General features: G+C 44.9%; 14 protein-coding genes and 1 pseudogene. 2 read left to right on the forward strand and 13 right to left on the reverse strand.

The annotated features are described in order from the left end of the window. Positions 1-31 precede the first annotated feature (31 nt). The 3 genes and pseudogenes from H581_RS0131140 to H581_RS0131150 form a co-directional block, all read right to left on the reverse strand. Positions 32-1,450 (reverse strand): ABC transporter substrate-binding protein, encoded by a 1,419-nt coding sequence (locus H581_RS0131140; RefSeq protein ID WP_029192661.1) that lies wholly within the window; start codon positions 1,448-1,450, stop codon positions 32-34. A gap of 94 nt (positions 1,451-1,544) precedes the next feature. Continuing rightward, positions 1,545-2,219, reverse strand: a pseudogene (locus tag H581_RS36020) (ROK family protein); the annotation flags it as partial. A 13-nt stretch (positions 2,220-2,232) separates the two neighbouring features. Further along, positions 2,233-3,276, reverse strand: coding sequence for an NAD(P)-dependent alcohol dehydrogenase (locus H581_RS0131150; protein WP_036720804.1), 1,044 nt, complete (start codon positions 3,274-3,276; stop codon positions 2,233-2,235). A 354-nt stretch (positions 3,277-3,630) separates the two neighbouring features. On the opposite strand from H581_RS0131150, the gene H581_RS0131155 reads away from it, so the two are divergent. Continuing rightward, positions 3,631-6,174 (forward strand): tetratricopeptide repeat protein, encoded by a 2,544-nt coding sequence (locus tag H581_RS0131155; protein WP_029192663.1) that lies wholly within the window; start codon positions 3,631-3,633, stop codon positions 6,172-6,174. 450 nt (positions 6,175-6,624) lie between these two features. Here H581_RS0131155 and H581_RS0131160 read toward each other — a convergent pair whose 3' ends face one another. From H581_RS0131160 to H581_RS0131170, 3 genes are read right to left on the reverse strand one after another with little or no spacing between them, the layout of a single operon-like run. Beyond that, complete coding sequence (locus tag H581_RS0131160) at positions 6,625-7,842, reverse strand: multidrug effflux MFS transporter (RefSeq protein WP_036720701.1); 1,218 nt, start codon at positions 7,840-7,842, stop codon at positions 6,625-6,627. 54 nt (positions 7,843-7,896) lie between these two features. Then, complete coding sequence (locus H581_RS0131165) at positions 7,897-8,811, reverse strand: SDR family NAD(P)-dependent oxidoreductase (RefSeq protein WP_245600213.1); 915 nt, start codon at positions 8,809-8,811, stop codon at positions 7,897-7,899. After that, positions 8,805-9,515: an SDR family oxidoreductase gene (locus tag H581_RS0131170; protein WP_029192666.1), complete on the reverse strand. Its 711-nt coding sequence runs from the start codon at positions 9,513-9,515 to the stop codon at positions 8,805-8,807. The genes H581_RS0131165 and H581_RS0131170 overlap by 7 nt, the downstream gene beginning before the upstream one ends. 381 nt (positions 9,516-9,896) lie before the next feature. On the opposite strand from H581_RS0131170, the gene H581_RS0131175 reads away from it, so the two are divergent. Next, positions 9,897-10,445 carry a TetR/AcrR family transcriptional regulator gene (locus H581_RS0131175; protein ID WP_029192667.1) on the forward strand — a complete coding sequence of 183 codons (549 nt, stop codon included), beginning with the start codon at positions 9,897-9,899 and terminating at the stop codon, positions 10,443-10,445. Positions 10,446-10,636: 191 nt separating this feature from the next. On the opposite strand, the gene H581_RS0131180 is transcribed toward H581_RS0131175, so the two are convergent. From H581_RS0131180 to H581_RS0131210, 7 genes are read right to left on the reverse strand one after another with little or no spacing between them, the layout of a single operon-like run. Beyond that, positions 10,637-11,686, reverse strand: coding sequence for an NAD(P)-dependent alcohol dehydrogenase (locus tag H581_RS0131180; RefSeq protein ID WP_029192668.1), 1,050 nt, complete (start codon positions 11,684-11,686; stop codon positions 10,637-10,639). Between the two features lie 57 nt (positions 11,687-11,743). Then, positions 11,744-12,271, reverse strand: a complete 528-nt coding sequence (resA, locus tag H581_RS0131185) for a thiol-disulfide oxidoreductase ResA (protein WP_029192669.1) — start codon at positions 12,269-12,271, stop codon at positions 11,744-11,746. Then, complete coding sequence (locus H581_RS0131190) at positions 12,268-12,828, reverse strand: cyclophilin-like fold protein (RefSeq protein WP_051251502.1); 561 nt, start codon at positions 12,826-12,828, stop codon at positions 12,268-12,270. The genes resA and H581_RS0131190 overlap by 4 nt, the downstream gene beginning before the upstream one ends. Positions 12,829-12,883: 55 nt before the next feature. Further along, complete coding sequence (locus H581_RS37545) at positions 12,884-13,915, reverse strand: cyclophilin-like fold protein (RefSeq protein ID WP_084134890.1); 1,032 nt, start codon at positions 13,913-13,915, stop codon at positions 12,884-12,886. 19 nt (positions 13,916-13,934) lie between these two features. Then, positions 13,935-15,110: a c-type cytochrome biogenesis protein CcsB gene (ccsB, locus tag H581_RS0131200; RefSeq protein WP_029192672.1), complete on the reverse strand. Its 1,176-nt coding sequence runs from the start codon at positions 15,108-15,110 to the stop codon at positions 13,935-13,937. Between the two features lie 18 nt (positions 15,111-15,128). After that, positions 15,129-16,760, reverse strand: a complete 1,632-nt coding sequence (gene resB / locus H581_RS0131205) for a cytochrome c biogenesis protein ResB (RefSeq protein ID WP_029192673.1) — start codon at positions 16,758-16,760, stop codon at positions 15,129-15,131. 12 nt (positions 16,761-16,772) lie between these two features. Continuing rightward, the gene (locus tag H581_RS0131210) at positions 16,773-17,459 is read right to left on the reverse strand and encodes a DUF4405 domain-containing protein (protein WP_029192674.1); all 687 of its coding nucleotides are present in this window, start codon (positions 17,457-17,459) and stop codon (positions 16,773-16,775) included. Between the last annotated feature and the right edge of the window lie 37 nt (positions 17,460-17,496).

Consider the following 17,496-nt stretch of genomic DNA (forward strand, 5'->3'; position numbering starts at 1 on the left):
GGAAGCCCCCCCCCCTCCGCCAACAGCCCGATTACTTTTTATATCCTCCGGAAACTGCGATTTCATCAGCTAATTTTTGAGCATTTTCCAGAGCTTCATCCACTGACTTTTTGCCTGCGATGGCCGCAGCAATTTCTTGACTTACGGAAGTGCCGAGCTGTTGAAATTCCGGAATAGCGACATATTGGATACCTTGATAAGGAACCGGATTTTTCGTCGGCTTCATGTAGTCGGCTTGTGTCATCGATTGCAATACAATATCTGCAAAAGGTGCCGCTTCTTTATATTTTGGATGATCGTAAGTCGATTTGCGGGTACCAGGAGGCGCTACAACCCATCCCTTCGATTCCCCTACTTGTTCGATATAGCGTTTGCTTGTTGCCCACGTTAGGAATTTGAATGCTTCTTCTTTGTGCTTGCTGGCGCTTTCGATCCCTAGCGACCAAGCCCACAGCCAACCGTTATTGTCCTTCGCCTCAGATGGCGCAAACGCATATCCGATTTTACCTGCTACTTGGGAATTTTCAGGATTATTCAAGAATCCCGCAGCTACCGTTGCGTCGTACCACATGGCTGCTTTTCCTGTCGAAAGAAGGGTGAGCGCCTCTGTGAATCCAGTGCTGGTTGCGCCCGGTTGTCCGGATTCTTTTAACACATCCACATAGAACTGAACGGCTTTCTTTGTCTCCGGGCTTGTCAGCTGCGCATTCCAATCCATGTCATACCAAGATCCGCCGAAGGAGTTGATTACCGTATTGAGCGGCGCCAAAACTTCTCCCCAGCCGGGAAGACCCCGAAGAACGAGACCCGGTACGTTATTTGCTTCTTTTACTTTTTTGGAAATATCGCGCACTTGGTCCCATGTCGGGTGCAGCGGCATCTCTACGCCGGCTTTTTGAAGCATTTCCTTGTTGTAATAGAGCATGCTGCTTTCCCCATAGAAAGGAAGCGCATACAAATTATTCTCATAAGAGAGAGCGTCGCGGATGGAAGGGAAAATGTCTTCTACATCGTAATCGCTTTTCTCTTGATCGGACATCTTATCCATCATTGGCGCCAGGGGTTCAATCCATTCATTTTTCGCCCAGATCGACGCATCGTAGGTGCCGATGGTAACGATGTCGAACATACCTGCCTGCATAGCTACATCCGTCGTAACTTTTTCCCGAAGGTCATTTTCAGGAAGAACGACGAATTCTAGATGAATGCCGGTTTCTTTCGTGAATGCACTGGACATTTCCTTCATAACCATCATATCCGGATTGTTTACAGTTGCTATTCTTAATGTCACATTTTCTTTTTTCTTATCACCGTCTGTACGATTGCCGGCATTTTGAGCTCCATTATTACCGCTCTCTTGCTCTTTATTTGCACCTTCCGAACCACACCCGCTTAAAACCAATACAAAAACTAATGATAGCAATGCGAACAGCGATACAATCTTTTTCATTGAAACAACCCCTCCTCATTTTTCTTATATGTCAAAATTGTCCGGCATTTCTTATGACTTGCCGGACAATGAGCCATTAAAACCGGTTGTTTTCTTATCCTTGTAAAACCCTGTCAGCCAAGGCTAAAGCGCCGGCAAGCCCGGCATTATCCCCAAGCGCCGGTTGTACGATATAATTGGCATTTCCTTTGGCTAGAGCCGGATGATTAATATATCCGTTTAATAATTTATTCAGTCGTTGATGGATAAGCGGATATATCTGCGTCTGCTTCATCACGCCTCCCCCTAAGATAATCTTCTCCGGAGAAAGTATGAGAATGAAATTGGCTAACGCTTGAGCCAGATAATAGGCTTCCAACTCCCAAGCGAAATGCGCTGCTCCCAGATCGAAGGCTTTCAACTTCCACCGGTCTTCGATCGCCGGCCCCGAGGCAAGCCCTTCCAGACAGTCTTTGTGAAAAGGACAGCTGCCCTCGTAGGTATCGTTTGGATGCCGGCGAACGATAATGTGTCCCATTTCCGGATGGGTTAAGCCATGTAAAAGCCGCCCTTCTACGATTGCGCCGGCACCGATTCCGGTTCCGACAGTCATGTATAAGCAGCTGCCCAGACCTTTTGCCGCTCCCCATGTCGCTTCGCCTAAAGCCGCGGCATTGACGTCCGTGTCAAATCCGACCGGCACATCTAAATGCCGCTTCGTAAAATCAACCACATTGAAACCGCTCCAATAGGGTTTAGGCGTATTGATTATGCTGCCATAGCTTTCGCTTTGAACGAACAAATTAGAGCAAGCCGTTAGGATAAACCACGATTTTCAAGCATTCACTCTTCTGGTTAAGCGCACGCTCCATGGCTTCCTGGGTTTGTTCAAGCGCAAATTTGTCGGTGATCAGCTTGTTTGCGTCGACTATTCCGGAAGACAAGAAGTTTATGCCTTTCGGGTACGTATTGGCATAACGGAAGATGCCGTAGATATCGACTTCGTTATCTGCAATAAAAGGCACATTCAACGGAATTTCGTCTTGGGCCGGCAAACCTACGATTGCGAGCTTGCCGCCGCGGCGAAGCGATCCCAGTGCGGATTGAAGCGCCGTCGGATTACCGGCCGTTTCCCATGCGACATCGACGCCTTTGCCGTTCGTAATCGTCTTAATTTCCTCAAGCGGGTCCTGTTCACGGATGTTAATGATGTGACTGGCACCCATTTGCTTAGCCGCCTCAAGCCGCAGCGGCTCGAGATCTGTCACGATAATGGTCGCTGCCCCATAAGCTTTAGCCGCAGCTACAGCCATCAAACCGACTGGCCCCATTCCCATAATGGCGACCGTGGATCCTGGCTGCAGTCCGGTGCGTGCGGCTGCATGTATCCCGACCGAAAAAGGCTCAACTAATGCAGCTTCTTCATAGGAAAGATGATCCGGAATGGAGAAAACGAAGTCTTCACGGATTTTAATGTATTGCACAAATGCGCCGTCAAATGGGGGCGTCGCCAGAAACTCAACATCCGGACAGAGATTATACCGGCCTTCCTTGCACGCGTCGCAGCGTCCGCAAGTTACGCCTGGTTCGACTGCCACACGGTCGCCTACTTGGAAACGCTGCACATTCGAACCGATTGCCGCAATGTCTCCGGAACATTCATGTCCAAGAATAAATGGTTTGTCGACCACGTATTTACCGATTCGGCCGTGGGAGTAATAATGTAAATCCGATCCGCAAATCCCGACTGCCATTACTTTAATCAAAACCTCATCCGGACCGATTGGCGGAACCGGGTATTCTTCGATTTGAATTTTCCGGGTACCGCGCATGACTGCAGCTTTCATCGTTGGTGGCAGTTGATTAGTCGACAACGTGACCAAATCCCTTCTTTACCAATTGAATGTTTTTATTTCTTTTGCTTCCTTATAATCCTCATCACGCACAGTCCCGCCGGCAATAAGCAAAGCAGCGGCATCTAGTGTCGTATAAATTTACCTCCTAAATGGATAATATAAGGGGATTCATTTGCGTTTTTTATGTTTTCCTTGCCCAAATTATAAGCATTGCCCTCTTCCGATATCTATCTATTTGAACTGTATAATCATACAGCGCCGCTGTACAACTAAGCTTTCCATATACAAAGAGACGATTTTTACACTAAAATAGAGTGATATGCCAAATGCAGGAGGTGCGAAAAAGTGGCGGAACTTGAGGATAAAGAAAGATTTGCGGAACTGTTGACGTTAGGCATTACCGCATTGAAGCAGCATCCCGACTATAAAACAAAAAGAAAAAAACGAGAAACGCTTCCCTCGGGACAATTCTCTTCCGAGTCCTATATAGATAAAATCGCCTATCAGCTTGGCATTTCCTCTAATACCATTAAAAGCTGGATGGGTCAGATGGGCGTAAAGTATATACCGAGCCGGATCGAGGACGGCAAGCTGTTCGGCATCGTTTGGCTGATTATTGAAAAAAGCGGGATGGATGCCGTTTGGTTCACCGAGCTTCTAACGACGACCTCCATTCCCGTTATTGATCCCCCTCTGTCGGTTTGGGTCGCGTCTTGCCTATCGAAAGCGAAACTATTGAGGGATGATGAATTCGGAGCGCCATCGGATCAGGAAATTGAAGCGGTTAAGACTAGACTGTTTGATGGAATATCTCAACTGCAGAAACCTGCTGTACCTGATGTACCTGCAGTACTGCACAACTTACCGACGCGGTGGTCGGAATCATTCGTTGGCCGCAAACATGAGTTGGAAGCGATTGGACATTGGTTGACTTCGCCGTCACCCGTATGTTTAATCTCAGGCTGGGGAGGTATGGGGAAAACCACGATTGCGCTTGAATCAGCTTACGCATGCGTGGGAGCACCGCACGGCGAAGCTGCTTCGGAAGACCTGGAGTGGCCACCCATTGCTTGCGTTATTTGGATAAGCGCAGATTTAAAGAGTTTAAATTTCGGTGATTTCCTCGATATAATCGCTTACCAACTCGGACGGGTAGAACTTCTTAGCAAATCCCTCAACGAGAAATGGTTTGTGGTTCGAAATGCTCTGTCCTCCTATTCTGATAAAATGCCCGTACTTCTGATTATCGACAGCATAGACACGGCAGACTATGGAATAAGCGAATTCATCGTCAATCTCCCGCAAGGCGTCAAAGTATTATTAACGGCCCGGGAGAATCAGCAGCAAATCGAGGCACTCGCAGGGAAAGAGATTTACACGATCCAATTGGATGGCCTGCTGCATTCTGAGGCATTGGATTACCTGGCTTCAGAGGTACAACATCACATCCGATTAAGCAGCGTGCCTCGTAGGAAGGCAAAGCTGGAACAGCTGTTAGCCGAATCGGTTGAAGTTCATTTGCAGCTGATTGATGCAACCGCAGGGAACCCGAAAGCAATCGCGCTTAGCGTCGCCCATATGACGGAAGACGATATTCCAATCAGACAGCTTATCGCGGATATAGGGAAAGCCGGTTATTCGTTGTCGGCATTATTCGAGTATCTGTTCGGCCGTACTTGGGAACGCTGCACCGATGATGCCAGACGTTTGTGGCAAGTACTCTGCTTCTTCGGCAGGCCGGCCTCGGAGGAGAGCTGGGGGGCCGCGGCAGGTTTGGATGGGCGGCGTTTTTTTCTGGCAATGGAACAATTGCGCGGCTGTGCCCTGATCGAGACGGAAAGAGTAGAGGGACATTTGCATTATCGGGCTCATCAGACCGTATTGGCGTATGGAGAGCAATATTTGTCCGAGAACAAAACGTTTGAATCGGAAGCCAGACAAAGGTGGAGTCAATATTACATTGATTATTTGGACACCTATCTAAAACGGGATAAACCGGAGGCGCCTTATTGGAATTGCCTTCTGGGGCGCGATCTTGAAAACGTTAAACGGGAATGGCCGAATATAGCCAAGCTGATGGAGTGGGCAAGCGCCGGGGAGCATTCGGAACTGCTGATCCAATTGATGCTGCGGCTAAGCCATTTCCTAAGCCGGGTTAATCTGCCGCTGCGGATTGAGTATGGGCTTAAAGCCGCGCGCGCCGCGTTATTATTTAATAAAGAAACGCTCAGCTCATTGTTTTTAATCGATACGGTCGGCTGGGCATTGATCGAAATCGGATTGCTGGATGAAGGGCTGCGTCGTATCGAAGCCGGCCTCCGGATATTGGAGGACCTTGATCCATCCGATCCGGAGGTTCAGGATTTAAAGGGGCTGGGACTCGCTTTCAAAGCGAAATATTATTTGAAAACGGACCAGCGGGAGAAGGTCGCGGAGATTCTCGATGAATCGCGCGATGTCTATTGTACGCCCTTGATAAAACATCGCTTATTGCTGATTCGAGGTGATCTTTGTTTGCAAAATGGCGAGTTTAGGAATGCCATACATTGTTATGAACAGGCAAACGAGGTCAGTAAGTCATATGGCGGCGAAAAAACGATAGAAGCCTACTTTAATTTGGGAATAGCTTATGTCAAATGCGGCGAGTATGAGAAAGCGGAATCGGCGTTTGATCGATTGCTTTATAATAAATCGAAAGCCAATCAGATCGAGCTTATCTATTATCAATATGGCATGGCGCAATTGATGCATCGTAAAAGGAATAACGCCGAAGCATTGCAGCTAACACGAAAAACGCTTGCCATCATCGACTCCTGGGAGAGAACGATCTGGCTCCGTGAGGAAGTGGAACGGTTTCACGCGATGTTAACAGATGCTTCATCGATATAAAAACCAAGACCCATCCTAGTTCGTTAATCAAAAAAGGAAACAGACGTGACTGGATAGATTGTTCACAGCGATTAAGGATTCCAGTATACGTTATAGCTCTGACGCTGTTTCTGAAATATCCAAAAAGCTCCCCTTTCAGTAGCAGGTTTTATTATTTCACCTGTCTACCGTAAGGGGAGCATATCTGCGGCAAACTGCTCCCTGGATCATTAATCAATAGTCCTCCGTTAGCTTCATAATCTAGCAGGTGTTAACCTTATTTATCTTGTCGGCAAAACATCTCTTCGGGACCTTGTTGCCTATTGCCGGAATCCTCAGTAGATAGTCCTTCTTCCAAAACGCTCATTCTCGCTGCTTACGCCTCTGGTCAAGCCAGCGTCATACATACATATAAGCAACATATTTGTCTGCCCCTTTCGTTTGCACCCTCCAAAGTGTTAATCTATTTTTTCAATGACTCGTCTCCGGATAAACGGCTCTTTCAGAACGTTTAACGAGCACGAAGTAAGCAAGGACGGATGCCAAGCTTGTCGCAAATAGAAGGACTCCGAATGGTACCGCTGAATATTCACCCGCGATGCCTACAATCGGCGAAGCGAATGCGCCTAATAAAAACGGCATGACCCCTAATACCGCGGAAGCACTGCCTGCAATGTGTCCTTGCGATTCCATGGCCAATGAAAAAGTAACCGGCCCGATTATTCCAATGGCTATAGCAAATATAAAGAGCGAAGAAACCATGGCAATCAACGGTCCTTGAGAAAAGACGACCGTCATAACGGTACCGGTTGAAAGAACACCTAAAGCTAACCCCATCATCAAAATACGCTGATCGGTCATCCGACCCGCAAGAAGTTTTACGATCTGAGATCCTAACATGATTGCAGCTCCATTGAGGGCAAACAAGATTGAAAACATCATTGGGGAAACACCATATATATTTTGGTAAATAAATGGCGTTCCAGCTACATAGGCAAACACTCCTGCGAACATTATTCCATTAACAAGTGCATAACCCATAAAATTACGGTCTTTAAGTAACGACCTGTAGTTTCTCAGTATTTCCAAAAGGTTGCTCGAAACGCGTTGCTCTGCGGGTAAGGTTTCCTGCACACCCCATTTTGTCACCGCTAATAAAAATACCCCTAGAATTCCTAGAAAGAAAAACACGCCGATCCATGAGGTATAAGACGTAACGGCGCTTCCTGCAACAGGAGAGATTAACGGAGCGATATTGCTAATCATCGTTAGCAGTGAAACAAACTTCGTCATTTCAATTCCGCTATACGTATCACGTACGATCGCGCGGGAAATAACGAGCCCGGCAGAAGCGACAAAACCTTGTATGAATCGCAGAGCAATAAAAACTTCAATATTAGGTGCAAAAGCGCAACCGACAGAGGTAAGGACATACAGGATCATGGAGATCAGCAAAGGGTTGCGTCTGCCATGAACATCGCTTAGAGGCCCCATTACGATCGGACCCAAACCTAAACCCAACAAGCTTGCGGTTAAACTTGCCTGAACCATGGACGCATTTGTTCCAAAAAAGTCTGTGATTTTAGGAAGTGACGAAAGATACATGTCGACGGTAAATGGACCAAGCGCAGAGAACGTTGCTAATATAAGTGCGAACATAATAGTTGGTTTTGTTACAACATGATTCATTTCGTACTAACCTCCTTATTTCGAATAAGTTTCGACTACCTCCAGATGATGTATCTAATTTTGCACGTCATATGCCATAGATGTCGAGATTTCGCGGTAAGCGCTGATCTGCTCTTTGAGGTCTGATATTTTTTGCTCTGCAATGCCGATCGCGTCAGCGCCGGCGATGAAGCGGCGCGGCGGCTTCGCTTCTTCAGCAATCATTAAGAGAGCCTTGGCAAGCTTCTCCGGATCGCCGGTCTGTTGGCCGTTCTGGTTATGATAAAATTCCATATGAGTAGCACTGCGAGCTGCATAGTCCTCGATTGACGGCTCGGCATAGGTCGACGATGCTTTCGTAAGAAGCTCCGTGCGGAAAAAACCAGGGTTGACAATGGTAGTATGAATGCCGAACGGGGCAACCTCGGGTTGCAAAGACTCCATCCACCCCTCGAGGGCGAACTTCGACGCAGCGTAGGCGGAAGTAAACTCAAATCCGGAAAGGCCCGCGCCTGACGAGATCGAGAAAATATGACCGGAGCGCTGTTTCCGCATGATTGGCAGAACCGCTCGTGTCACATTCATCGGGCCGATGAGGGCTACTTCGAGCTGTCGCTCGATTTGGTCCGGGGTCAGCTCCTCGAAATAACCTCCATAGAAGTTCGCGGCGTTATTAACGAGAACATCGATTGTGCCGAATCGCTTCATCGCAGCATTGACAGCATCTCCTGCGTCGGAAGGGACTGTGACATCCAGTTTGACCACAAGCAGATTTTTATCCTCGCCAACGGCTTTCGACACAATTTCGACATTGCGTCCCGTGGCAACGACCTTGTGACCTGCAGCCAAGGCAGCTTTGGCGAAATCGACACCCATTCCACGCCCGGCACCCGTAATAAACCAAACTTTATTATCCGACATCATCAATTCCTCCTTGTTGGTCTCGCTATACTTTAAATCAATAATATTTTTCGATTCGATCGTTACCAATCACTTCTTTTTCCATCCCTAAAAAAGCCGCCATTAGGACCATCAGGTCCGATTGTCGCCAACCAAAGGATTGATTCCGCGGCTTGCATTGGTGTTCGCGGAGCATTCGGTCCTCCCATGTCCGTACTTACCCATCCCGGATCGACAGCATTTATTTTAATATCTCCATGAACGTGTGCAGCTGCCAATCGCGTCAATCCATTAAGAGCAAGTTTAGATAACTTATATGCGCCCGCTCCTTGCCTCGACAATTGACTCATCGCTCCATAGTCCGAAGAAACATTAATAATTCTCCCATAGCCATGCTTTTCCATAAGCGGAATAAAAAAATGAATGACGTAATAAGCGCCGAAGAAGTTCGTTGACATCGTTTTCTCTAGTATGGAGGGGGCCGTCGTCAAAAAATTTTCATTCTCATCCCCATACATGCCGGCGTTATTAATCAAAACGTCTATCTTTCCAAACTTCCGATCCACTGCAATCGCTGCTTGACGGATACTTTCTTGATCGTCGACATCTATCCTGACGAACGAGACATCTAACCCCGACTCCTTAAGTTTTTGAGCAGCATCTTCACCTTTATTTGGATCCCGACTTGCCAATATAACCTTAAAATCATTCAAAGCCAGCTGTTTGACCAACTCATATCCAATTCCGCGATTCGCGCCTGTAACAAGAGCCACTTTAGTATCGTGTAACCTCATCTTATCCATCCACCCTTTCTATAAAAAATAATCAAGGCATCGGGATTGCCCTTTCGCCTACATGAGCTCCCAAATATGTTGCCTTTTCGAACCATCGCCGTTTCACTTTCATCTATAGCAATTAATATAGAAATTACGCTTATAGCTCAATTATCTTCACCTTTGTCTGATCGTTCATATGTTGTCGGTTTGTTCTCTTCCTCCTCATAGTGCAGTTAAACATTAAACCAATAAAAAGCCTTGATGTATTATTGTACTTCTGTCTATAATTATAGACGGATACAGAGTGCATACAATGGTTAATTAGGTGAGTTTCGTCAACTAATAGACGAATACGCGATTACTGTTTAATAATTTTATAGAAAGCACGGTGACCCATTCATGCCGAAGGTTGATAGAAGAATACTTAAATCTCAACAAGCATTAAAGAAAGCCGTCATTGAATTAATGGATGAAAAAAATTTTGACGATATTACGATCCAGGACCTTTCCGACCGGGCGAATGTAAGTCGCGGCACGATCTATCTTCATTACATGGATAAGTATGATTTGCTTGATAAACTTATCGAAACCCACATCGAAGAACTTCGAGCGATTTGCTTATCGGCAGCCGAAATGGATTTTATTGATTCGACACTTCTCTGTACGGAATACTTGGATCGTAATTATTCATTCTTTTCAACCATGTTAGCGAGTAAAGGAGGAGCCCCTTACTTCCAGAACCGATATCTTAACTTTCTGATCGAAGAGTTTAGAATTGAGGTAGATGTAACGCAAGGCAAAAATCAGGGTATCGACGAAGAGGTTATAGTCAGATTTATTGCCTCTGCTTACGAAGGTATCGTTGAATGGTGGCTGAGGAATGAAAGACCTATTCCTCATGAAGTTTTAGCGAAACAGTTGGGGGAATTGTTGGAGAGAAATATATGAGCGGCATCATTTACAATCACGAAGTGATGGAGCAGCTTGCCAAGGGCAGCTGCTCCATTTGCATGAAATAAGCCAAATAGCTTCCCCCGCAATGAAGGAAGCGTCTATATGGCATTAGCCGTTAATAAACTCCATTTATCTTTCCTGCCCCCGGTATAGGCGTGCCCCTAATGTTTTGCTAGGATTACTTGTTATTCACTCGCCATCGTGCTGATGTCGATCACAAATCGATATCGGACATCAGAAGCTAGTACGCGCTCCCAGGCTTCATCAATCTGGTTGGCGGAAATAACCTCGATCTCGGGAGCAATGCGGTGTTCAGCGCAAAAGTCAAGCATTTCCTGCGTTTCGCGAATTCCACCGATCATCGATCCAGCAAACGATCGACGATGCATGATAAGTGAGAATACTTGAACTGACAACGGCTCCGCTGGCGCACCGACGTTGACCAATGTACCGTCCACCGCCAGTAACGAAAGGTAGGCATTAATATCGAGCTTCGCGCTCACTGTATTCACGATGAGGTCGAACGAACCAGCCAATTTCTTAAAAGTCTCTGAATCGCTCGTGGCATAATAATGGTCCGCGCCAAGCCACAAACTGTCTTCTTTCTTCTTCAAAGTTTGTGATAAAACGGTAACCTCTGCCCCCATGGCATGAGCGAGCTTCACAGCCATGTGTCCAAGCCCGCCAAGTCCAACAACAGCTACCTTCTTGCCCGGAGCAGCACCCCAATGGCGCAGCGGCGAGTACGTTGTGATGCCGGCACACAAGAGCGGAGCGGCGACGTCAAGCTCAATGCCGTCAGGGATTCTGACCACGAAATCTTCAGTTACGACGATGTGGGTGGAATAACCACCTTGCGTATATTGCCCGTACCTGTCGACAGCTGCATAGGTACCCGTATTTCCACCAAGACAGTACTGCTCCACTCCCTTACGGCAGTTATCGCACTCCCTGCAGGAGTCAACCATGCAGCCCACCCCTACTCGATCGCCAACGGCATACTTTGTAACTTCAGAACCAACCTGAGTGACAATTCCGGCAATCTCGTGCCCTGGAACGAGAGGGTAGTTTACCGGTCCCCACTCGCCGCGAGCTGTATGGATGTCAGAGTGACAAATACCAGCGTATTTAATCTCAATGAGTACATCATGCGGTTCAAGTTCCCTGCGTTCTATCGTGGTCAGTTTGAACGGACCTTCTGGACTGAATGTAGCGCGTGCATTAGCTGTAATCATAGTGTGCCTCCTGTAATTCATGAATTATTGGTTCCGGTCCTGCTCTTGATTTCATTTTTATGGTTTTATTAATTCCATATCATTTGCTATATCCCTTTCAGTCATAGAACCGGTTATTATCTTTAGAACCTTCCCATTATTATCGATTAAGAATGAAGTCGGAATTGGAGTAATATCGTAAGCTTCAGTAACTGCTCGATCTTTATCTTTTAGAACGGTAAATGTGAGTCCATGCTTTTTAACAAAAGATTCAATGGCAACGTCACTTTCCCCAACATTAACAGCTAGTATTTCTAAACCAAGATTTTTATATTGATTATATTGTCTCTCCATGAAAGGCATTTCCTTCTCGCATGGTTCACACCATGTTCCCCAGAAATTCAAAAAAACGCCTTTCCCCTTTAAGTCTGATAGCTGAACTTTATTTCCTTCCATATCTTCAAGTATAAAATCAGGTGCTTGATCGCCAACCTGAATCCGGTTTCTTTCAGTAAAGAAATGTTGATAAAGCGTGTAAGTTATGGCTGAAATCATAATAAGCAACAGACTCAAGCGAAGAATAAATCTAGTCTTTTTGTTCTTCATCTGTCACTGACGGAAAATGTAACCTGAACGCTACCTGTCCCAAGTGCCGATGCAAGACCGGAGATGTCCTCTATATATCCGACTTTAACATATTCGTTTGAATTGGAAAACGTATTATAAAAAAGCACCAAGGTGTTGGAGGACCAAATCATAATTTCACCTGCGTGGATCGATGCCGGCCTTTCTGTTGATTCAGCAGGCAGATCACTCGGTAAATCATAGAATTTCTCTAATCCGTTCAGTTCAGACATATTGACTGTCATCGGCAACTGTGCAATCAATGCCTCTGTTGTTTCATTATCATCCATCTTTGCAGTGAAAGTTGTATTACCGACTGTGATATCCATGGTAATCATTCCCTCCGTGGGTAACGCAGGAACAGTTGGTTCAGCAGGTTCTTCCTTCGCAATGTTTTCCATAGAATTTTGACTGTTCTCCTCTTGTACTTCATCGGGGCTAGCTGTGTCAGGAGTAGAGCCCTCACTGTTAATTACACCACAAGCTGCAGAAGTGAAAATCAACGCCAAAGCAAGAGCCACTGATAATATTTTTCTCATATCGTTTGTTCCTCCGCCCACTTAATCGATTTTTTCAATTTTCATTATACAATTATCACTGACTGACGGAAAATGTAACCTTAACGCTACCTGTCCCAAGTGCCGATGCAAGACCGGAGATGTCCTCTATATATCCGACTTTAACGTATACGTTTGAATTGGAAAACGTATTATAAAAAAGCACCAAGGTGTTGGAGGACCAGATCATAATTTCACCTGCGTGGATCGATGCCGGCCTTTCTGTTGATTCAGCAGGCAGATCACTCGGTAAATCATAGAATTTCTCTAATCCGTTCAGTTCAGACATATTGACTGTCATCGGCAACTGTGCAATCAATGCCTTTGTTGTTTCATTATCATACATCTTTGCAGTGAAAGTTTTATTACCGACTGTGATATCCATGGTAATCATTCCCTCCTCGGGTAACGCAGGAATAGTTGGTTCAGCAGGTTCTTCCTTCGCAATGTTTTCCATAAAGCGCATAAACAAGGCCGCAGCCTGGCCACGGGTTGCGGAGCCAGAGGGCGTCAGACTGTTGCTGCTGCCCCGAAGGATCTGACTGCCTACCGCCCAGTGCATGGCAGTTTCTGCATAGGAGTGGATCTGTGATGCGTCGGAATACCCGTCAAATGTGGCATAAGCTGAAGTGTCATATCCCTTTGCATTGGCATAACGGTACAGTATGGAGGCGAATTCCTGACGGGTGATACGGCTGTGCGGCGCAAATCTGCCGTCTTCCACACCGTTAACGATCTGATTTGCTTCCGCCCATGCTACGGCGGTGGTGTAGTAGTTGCCATCGGGGACATCGGAAAAGCCGCCGTTGCCTGATACTTCTGGAGAACCTTCGATGCGGTGCAGTATCGTAACAAGCATTGCGCGGGTCATAGAGGTTTCCGGCTCGAAGTTTCCTCTGCCAGTGCCGGCCATCAGGTTTCTATTGGTCACATAGTCTACGGCGGTATGATACCATGCGTTTTCTGCCGTATCGTTATAGTCTGCCGCGAAAGCAGTGGGAGTCATACAGACAATCAGAACGATTACCAGAAGCAGGCTAATGAAACGCGATGTTTGTTTTCGTTTCATAAAATCATCTCCTTATTTATCAGGCGTAAGAATGCAATCCGGCGATAATCAAATTAACAAAAACCAGGTTGAAAATAATGATTCCAAAACCAATGACTCCAAGCCATGCCGATCTTTCACCACTCCAACCTTTAGACAGCCGTAAATGTAAATATGCAGCATAAAATAACCATGTAATGAGTGCCCATACTTCCTTAGGGTCCCATCCCCAATAACGTGTCCAAGCAATTTGAGCCCAAATCATCGCGAAAACGAGTGCGCCCAATGTAAATATCGGAAATCCAATTGCAACCGATCTATATCCAATTTCATCAACCATATCAAGCTTAATGTTCTTCGTTAACGGTTGAAGAGCTGCAGAAATTCTTTTTCTTAGAAGGAGTCTTAGTCCTCCATATAAAAGCAGAGCCGCAATAGCAGACCAGATGACTGTATTCAGTTTTCCAGCATCGATAATAGCCGGCACCTCGACAAAAGCATCCATTTTACCTTTGGTTAGCAATTCACCTTGATTAGGTCCTACAAGTGAAGGGAGATGATAAGTCATCTCAGCCTCTTGATCATTTTTATCGATCCAATTGTAGACGACTTCATAATCCAATCCTCTATAAATGCTTGTGAACACTACAAAAGCAAGTATTGTCATGATCATGTACATGATAACCTCAAGCCAAAAGGTTTTCTTTGATTGTTTGGTCTGGTCGACAGAACGAAGTAAATAAATGATACCTGCGATAAAACTGCTTGCTAAAATAGCGGAACCTAATGCCGTTGTTGTTACATGTATAGCAAGCCAATCCGATTGCAATGCTGGAATTAATGGAGAAACATCTGTCGGGAACAAGCTTCCATAGGAAATCATTAATAAGGTAATCGGCAAAGTGAATAAACCCAAGATAGACACCTTATACAAAAAATAAAGGATGATGAATCCCAACACAAACATCATAGAAAAAGCTGTAACAAACTCGAACATATTACTCACCGGTGCATGTCCGGAAGCCAGCCATCTTGTGATAAAATAACCCAGATGTGTAACAAAGCCTAGCATGGTCACACTTATTGCGATTGCAGCCCATTTATTTGGTTTTTCGTATTGTTTTCTCCGGTCGCGAATAGCTCCTCCAAACAGAAAGGTAGATATTAAATATAGAAAAAACGCTGTATAAAGCAAGTTACTGCTTAAAGCGATCATTTTCCCCCTCCCTCTGCCCTAGTTTCGCTTATCCTGGTTTGTTTGATCCGTTAATTCTTGTAAGCCGGTTGCTTTTAAAATATGGTTTATTTCATTTCCGATACCATACCAATTTTTATTAGTATGGCCAGCAATTAATAGGGCGTCATTGCTTCTTCTGATCCAAATTCTACGATGATTCCAGTACATCCCTTGTATAACTCCAATCATGAAAATGGCTCCTCCCAATCCAAGAAACCATAACGTATTGTCTTTACGAACGGTAAGGGCTGATACATTTTTCATTTCAGCGTTTTCAAATTTCATATTCAATTGATTATCTTCGCTTAGTTCCATTGTTCTTTGAATAGCAACAAAGCTTCTTTCCCCGTCCGGGTGTTCAGGCGATATCATGTTAAACACAAAAGCCGGATTATCAGGAACTTGTGATTGGGTTGCCGGCTGACCTTGACGATCAAAATAGAAATTTGGAAAATACTCTAAAATTTCAACTTTATATCCCTTGCCCAGATCATACTCCTTCTCTGGGTTTAACAAATCTATCTTAATCTGGCCAAAGCTTTCTTCCGTCTCTTTATCTACTAAACGAAAGGCCATTTTATTTAGTTCATTTAATTTATAGGAAACCTGGTAAACCGCATATGAATCATGAAATAAAGGCTGGTTCACTTTGATTTGCTCATCTTTCACCTTTACGAGCTCGGGTGTCTCTCCAAGAATGCTTTCACCTTTCCGTTCATATAAGGTCACATTCGTTTGATAATTTTTAACCATATTTCCATCCCCGACTCGCGAAAGCGTATTTGCAAATACTTGATTCTCTTGATCCTTTTGATAAGTTTCCATCATAAACTTGTCGCTTCTAATATAATATTTTCCGTTGGTTCCTGGAATAACACTCGTTTCACCGTCGCGAATCCAAAGCATTTCGTCCACATACATCCCAGGAATAAACCGGAGCATTCCTCCAATAAGGAATATAATAAGGCCAACATGATTTACATAGGGTCCCCATCTTGAGAAACGATTTTTCTCAGCCAGGAAGTTTCCATTTTCTTCCCGAACGCAGTAACGTCTTTTCTTTAATTTGGATATGACCGAAACGATCTGTTCATCAAGATCCTCTTTCACTCTTGATTCTCCGAAAAGACGTTGCCTGCGCATGAAGCTTTCCCTGCGTGTAATCCCTTGATTTTTCAAAGCGCGATATAATGGAATAACCCGGTCCAAACTTGCGGTAACAAGCGATATTCCCAGAGCAGCCAATAATAGAAAATACCACCATGACCCATATAGATTATTAAAACCTAATTGATAGAATACTTGACCGAAAAAGCCATATTGATCCCGATAAAATTGTTCATGTGCTACATTTGAAGGAATATACATCTGCTGAGGAAAAATTGTTCCAATCGCAGAGGCTATTAAAATGAGAACAATAATCCAGATCCCTACTTTTACGGATGAGAAAAAGTTCCAAACCTTATCCAGCGGTGTTTTATTATACGTTTGTGAACGTCTTGCACTTCCTTCATAACGCATATCAACCGACTTTTCCGAAAAATTTCCACTCATGTGTTTTCCGCATGATTCACAAAGAATTGTTCCGTGAGGGTTAACATGACCGCAATCGCACTTTACACGTTCCATTAATAATAACTCCTATTTTTGAGTTGCTGTTTGTCCCTCTCTTTGAACAAATTTCAAAGCATAGTGTGTACCGCAAATATAAATTCCCATGATGGATAAGTGGTCAATTAAAAAATTAATGGCGGAATCATCATTCACCCAGGTGCCAAACGGATTATAAACGGTTAGTTTAAAACCGATCTCCCTTTCGAAGGAAGCATACACCCCATAAAATACAATCAACGCCGCAAGAACACGTAAGACAATGGTGCGAATAAGGCTAGTGCTGACGATTCCCGTCATTCTCCGTACCGAATTGATGATCATACCCCAAGAAAATCCTACGTGTACGGCCATGATGATAAATCCCCAATAGGCTGTCTGAACATGTATTTGCCGGAGGATCATGTCGTCATTCACCTGAATAAAGGAGAATATATCGCTGGATATTAATATTCCACAGATCATCATAACAGCCATTGCTGCAAAAAAAAGCAGATTGAGTACGATTTGCAGAATACGCCGCAGATTATGCTTTCCCTTCAGTATCGTACCAAACCAACGGCGATTCAAAAAAATATGGACGATAAACAGTACAAATACTGTAACGCCAAGGAATTCATGGACTGTAATTCCGGTAATATAGTAAGCCATTTCGATTAACATGAGAATTGTCATGGCCAGGTCAATTACCAGCTTGAATAACATCTTTCGATTCAAAGCATTCTCCTCTTTCTACTTGACCGATCATAGATTA

Origin of the sequence: Paenibacillus harenae DSM 16969, from assembly GCF_000422465.1 — a bacterium.
Lineage (GTDB): Bacteria > Bacillota > Bacilli > Paenibacillales > Paenibacillaceae > Pristimantibacillus > Pristimantibacillus harenae.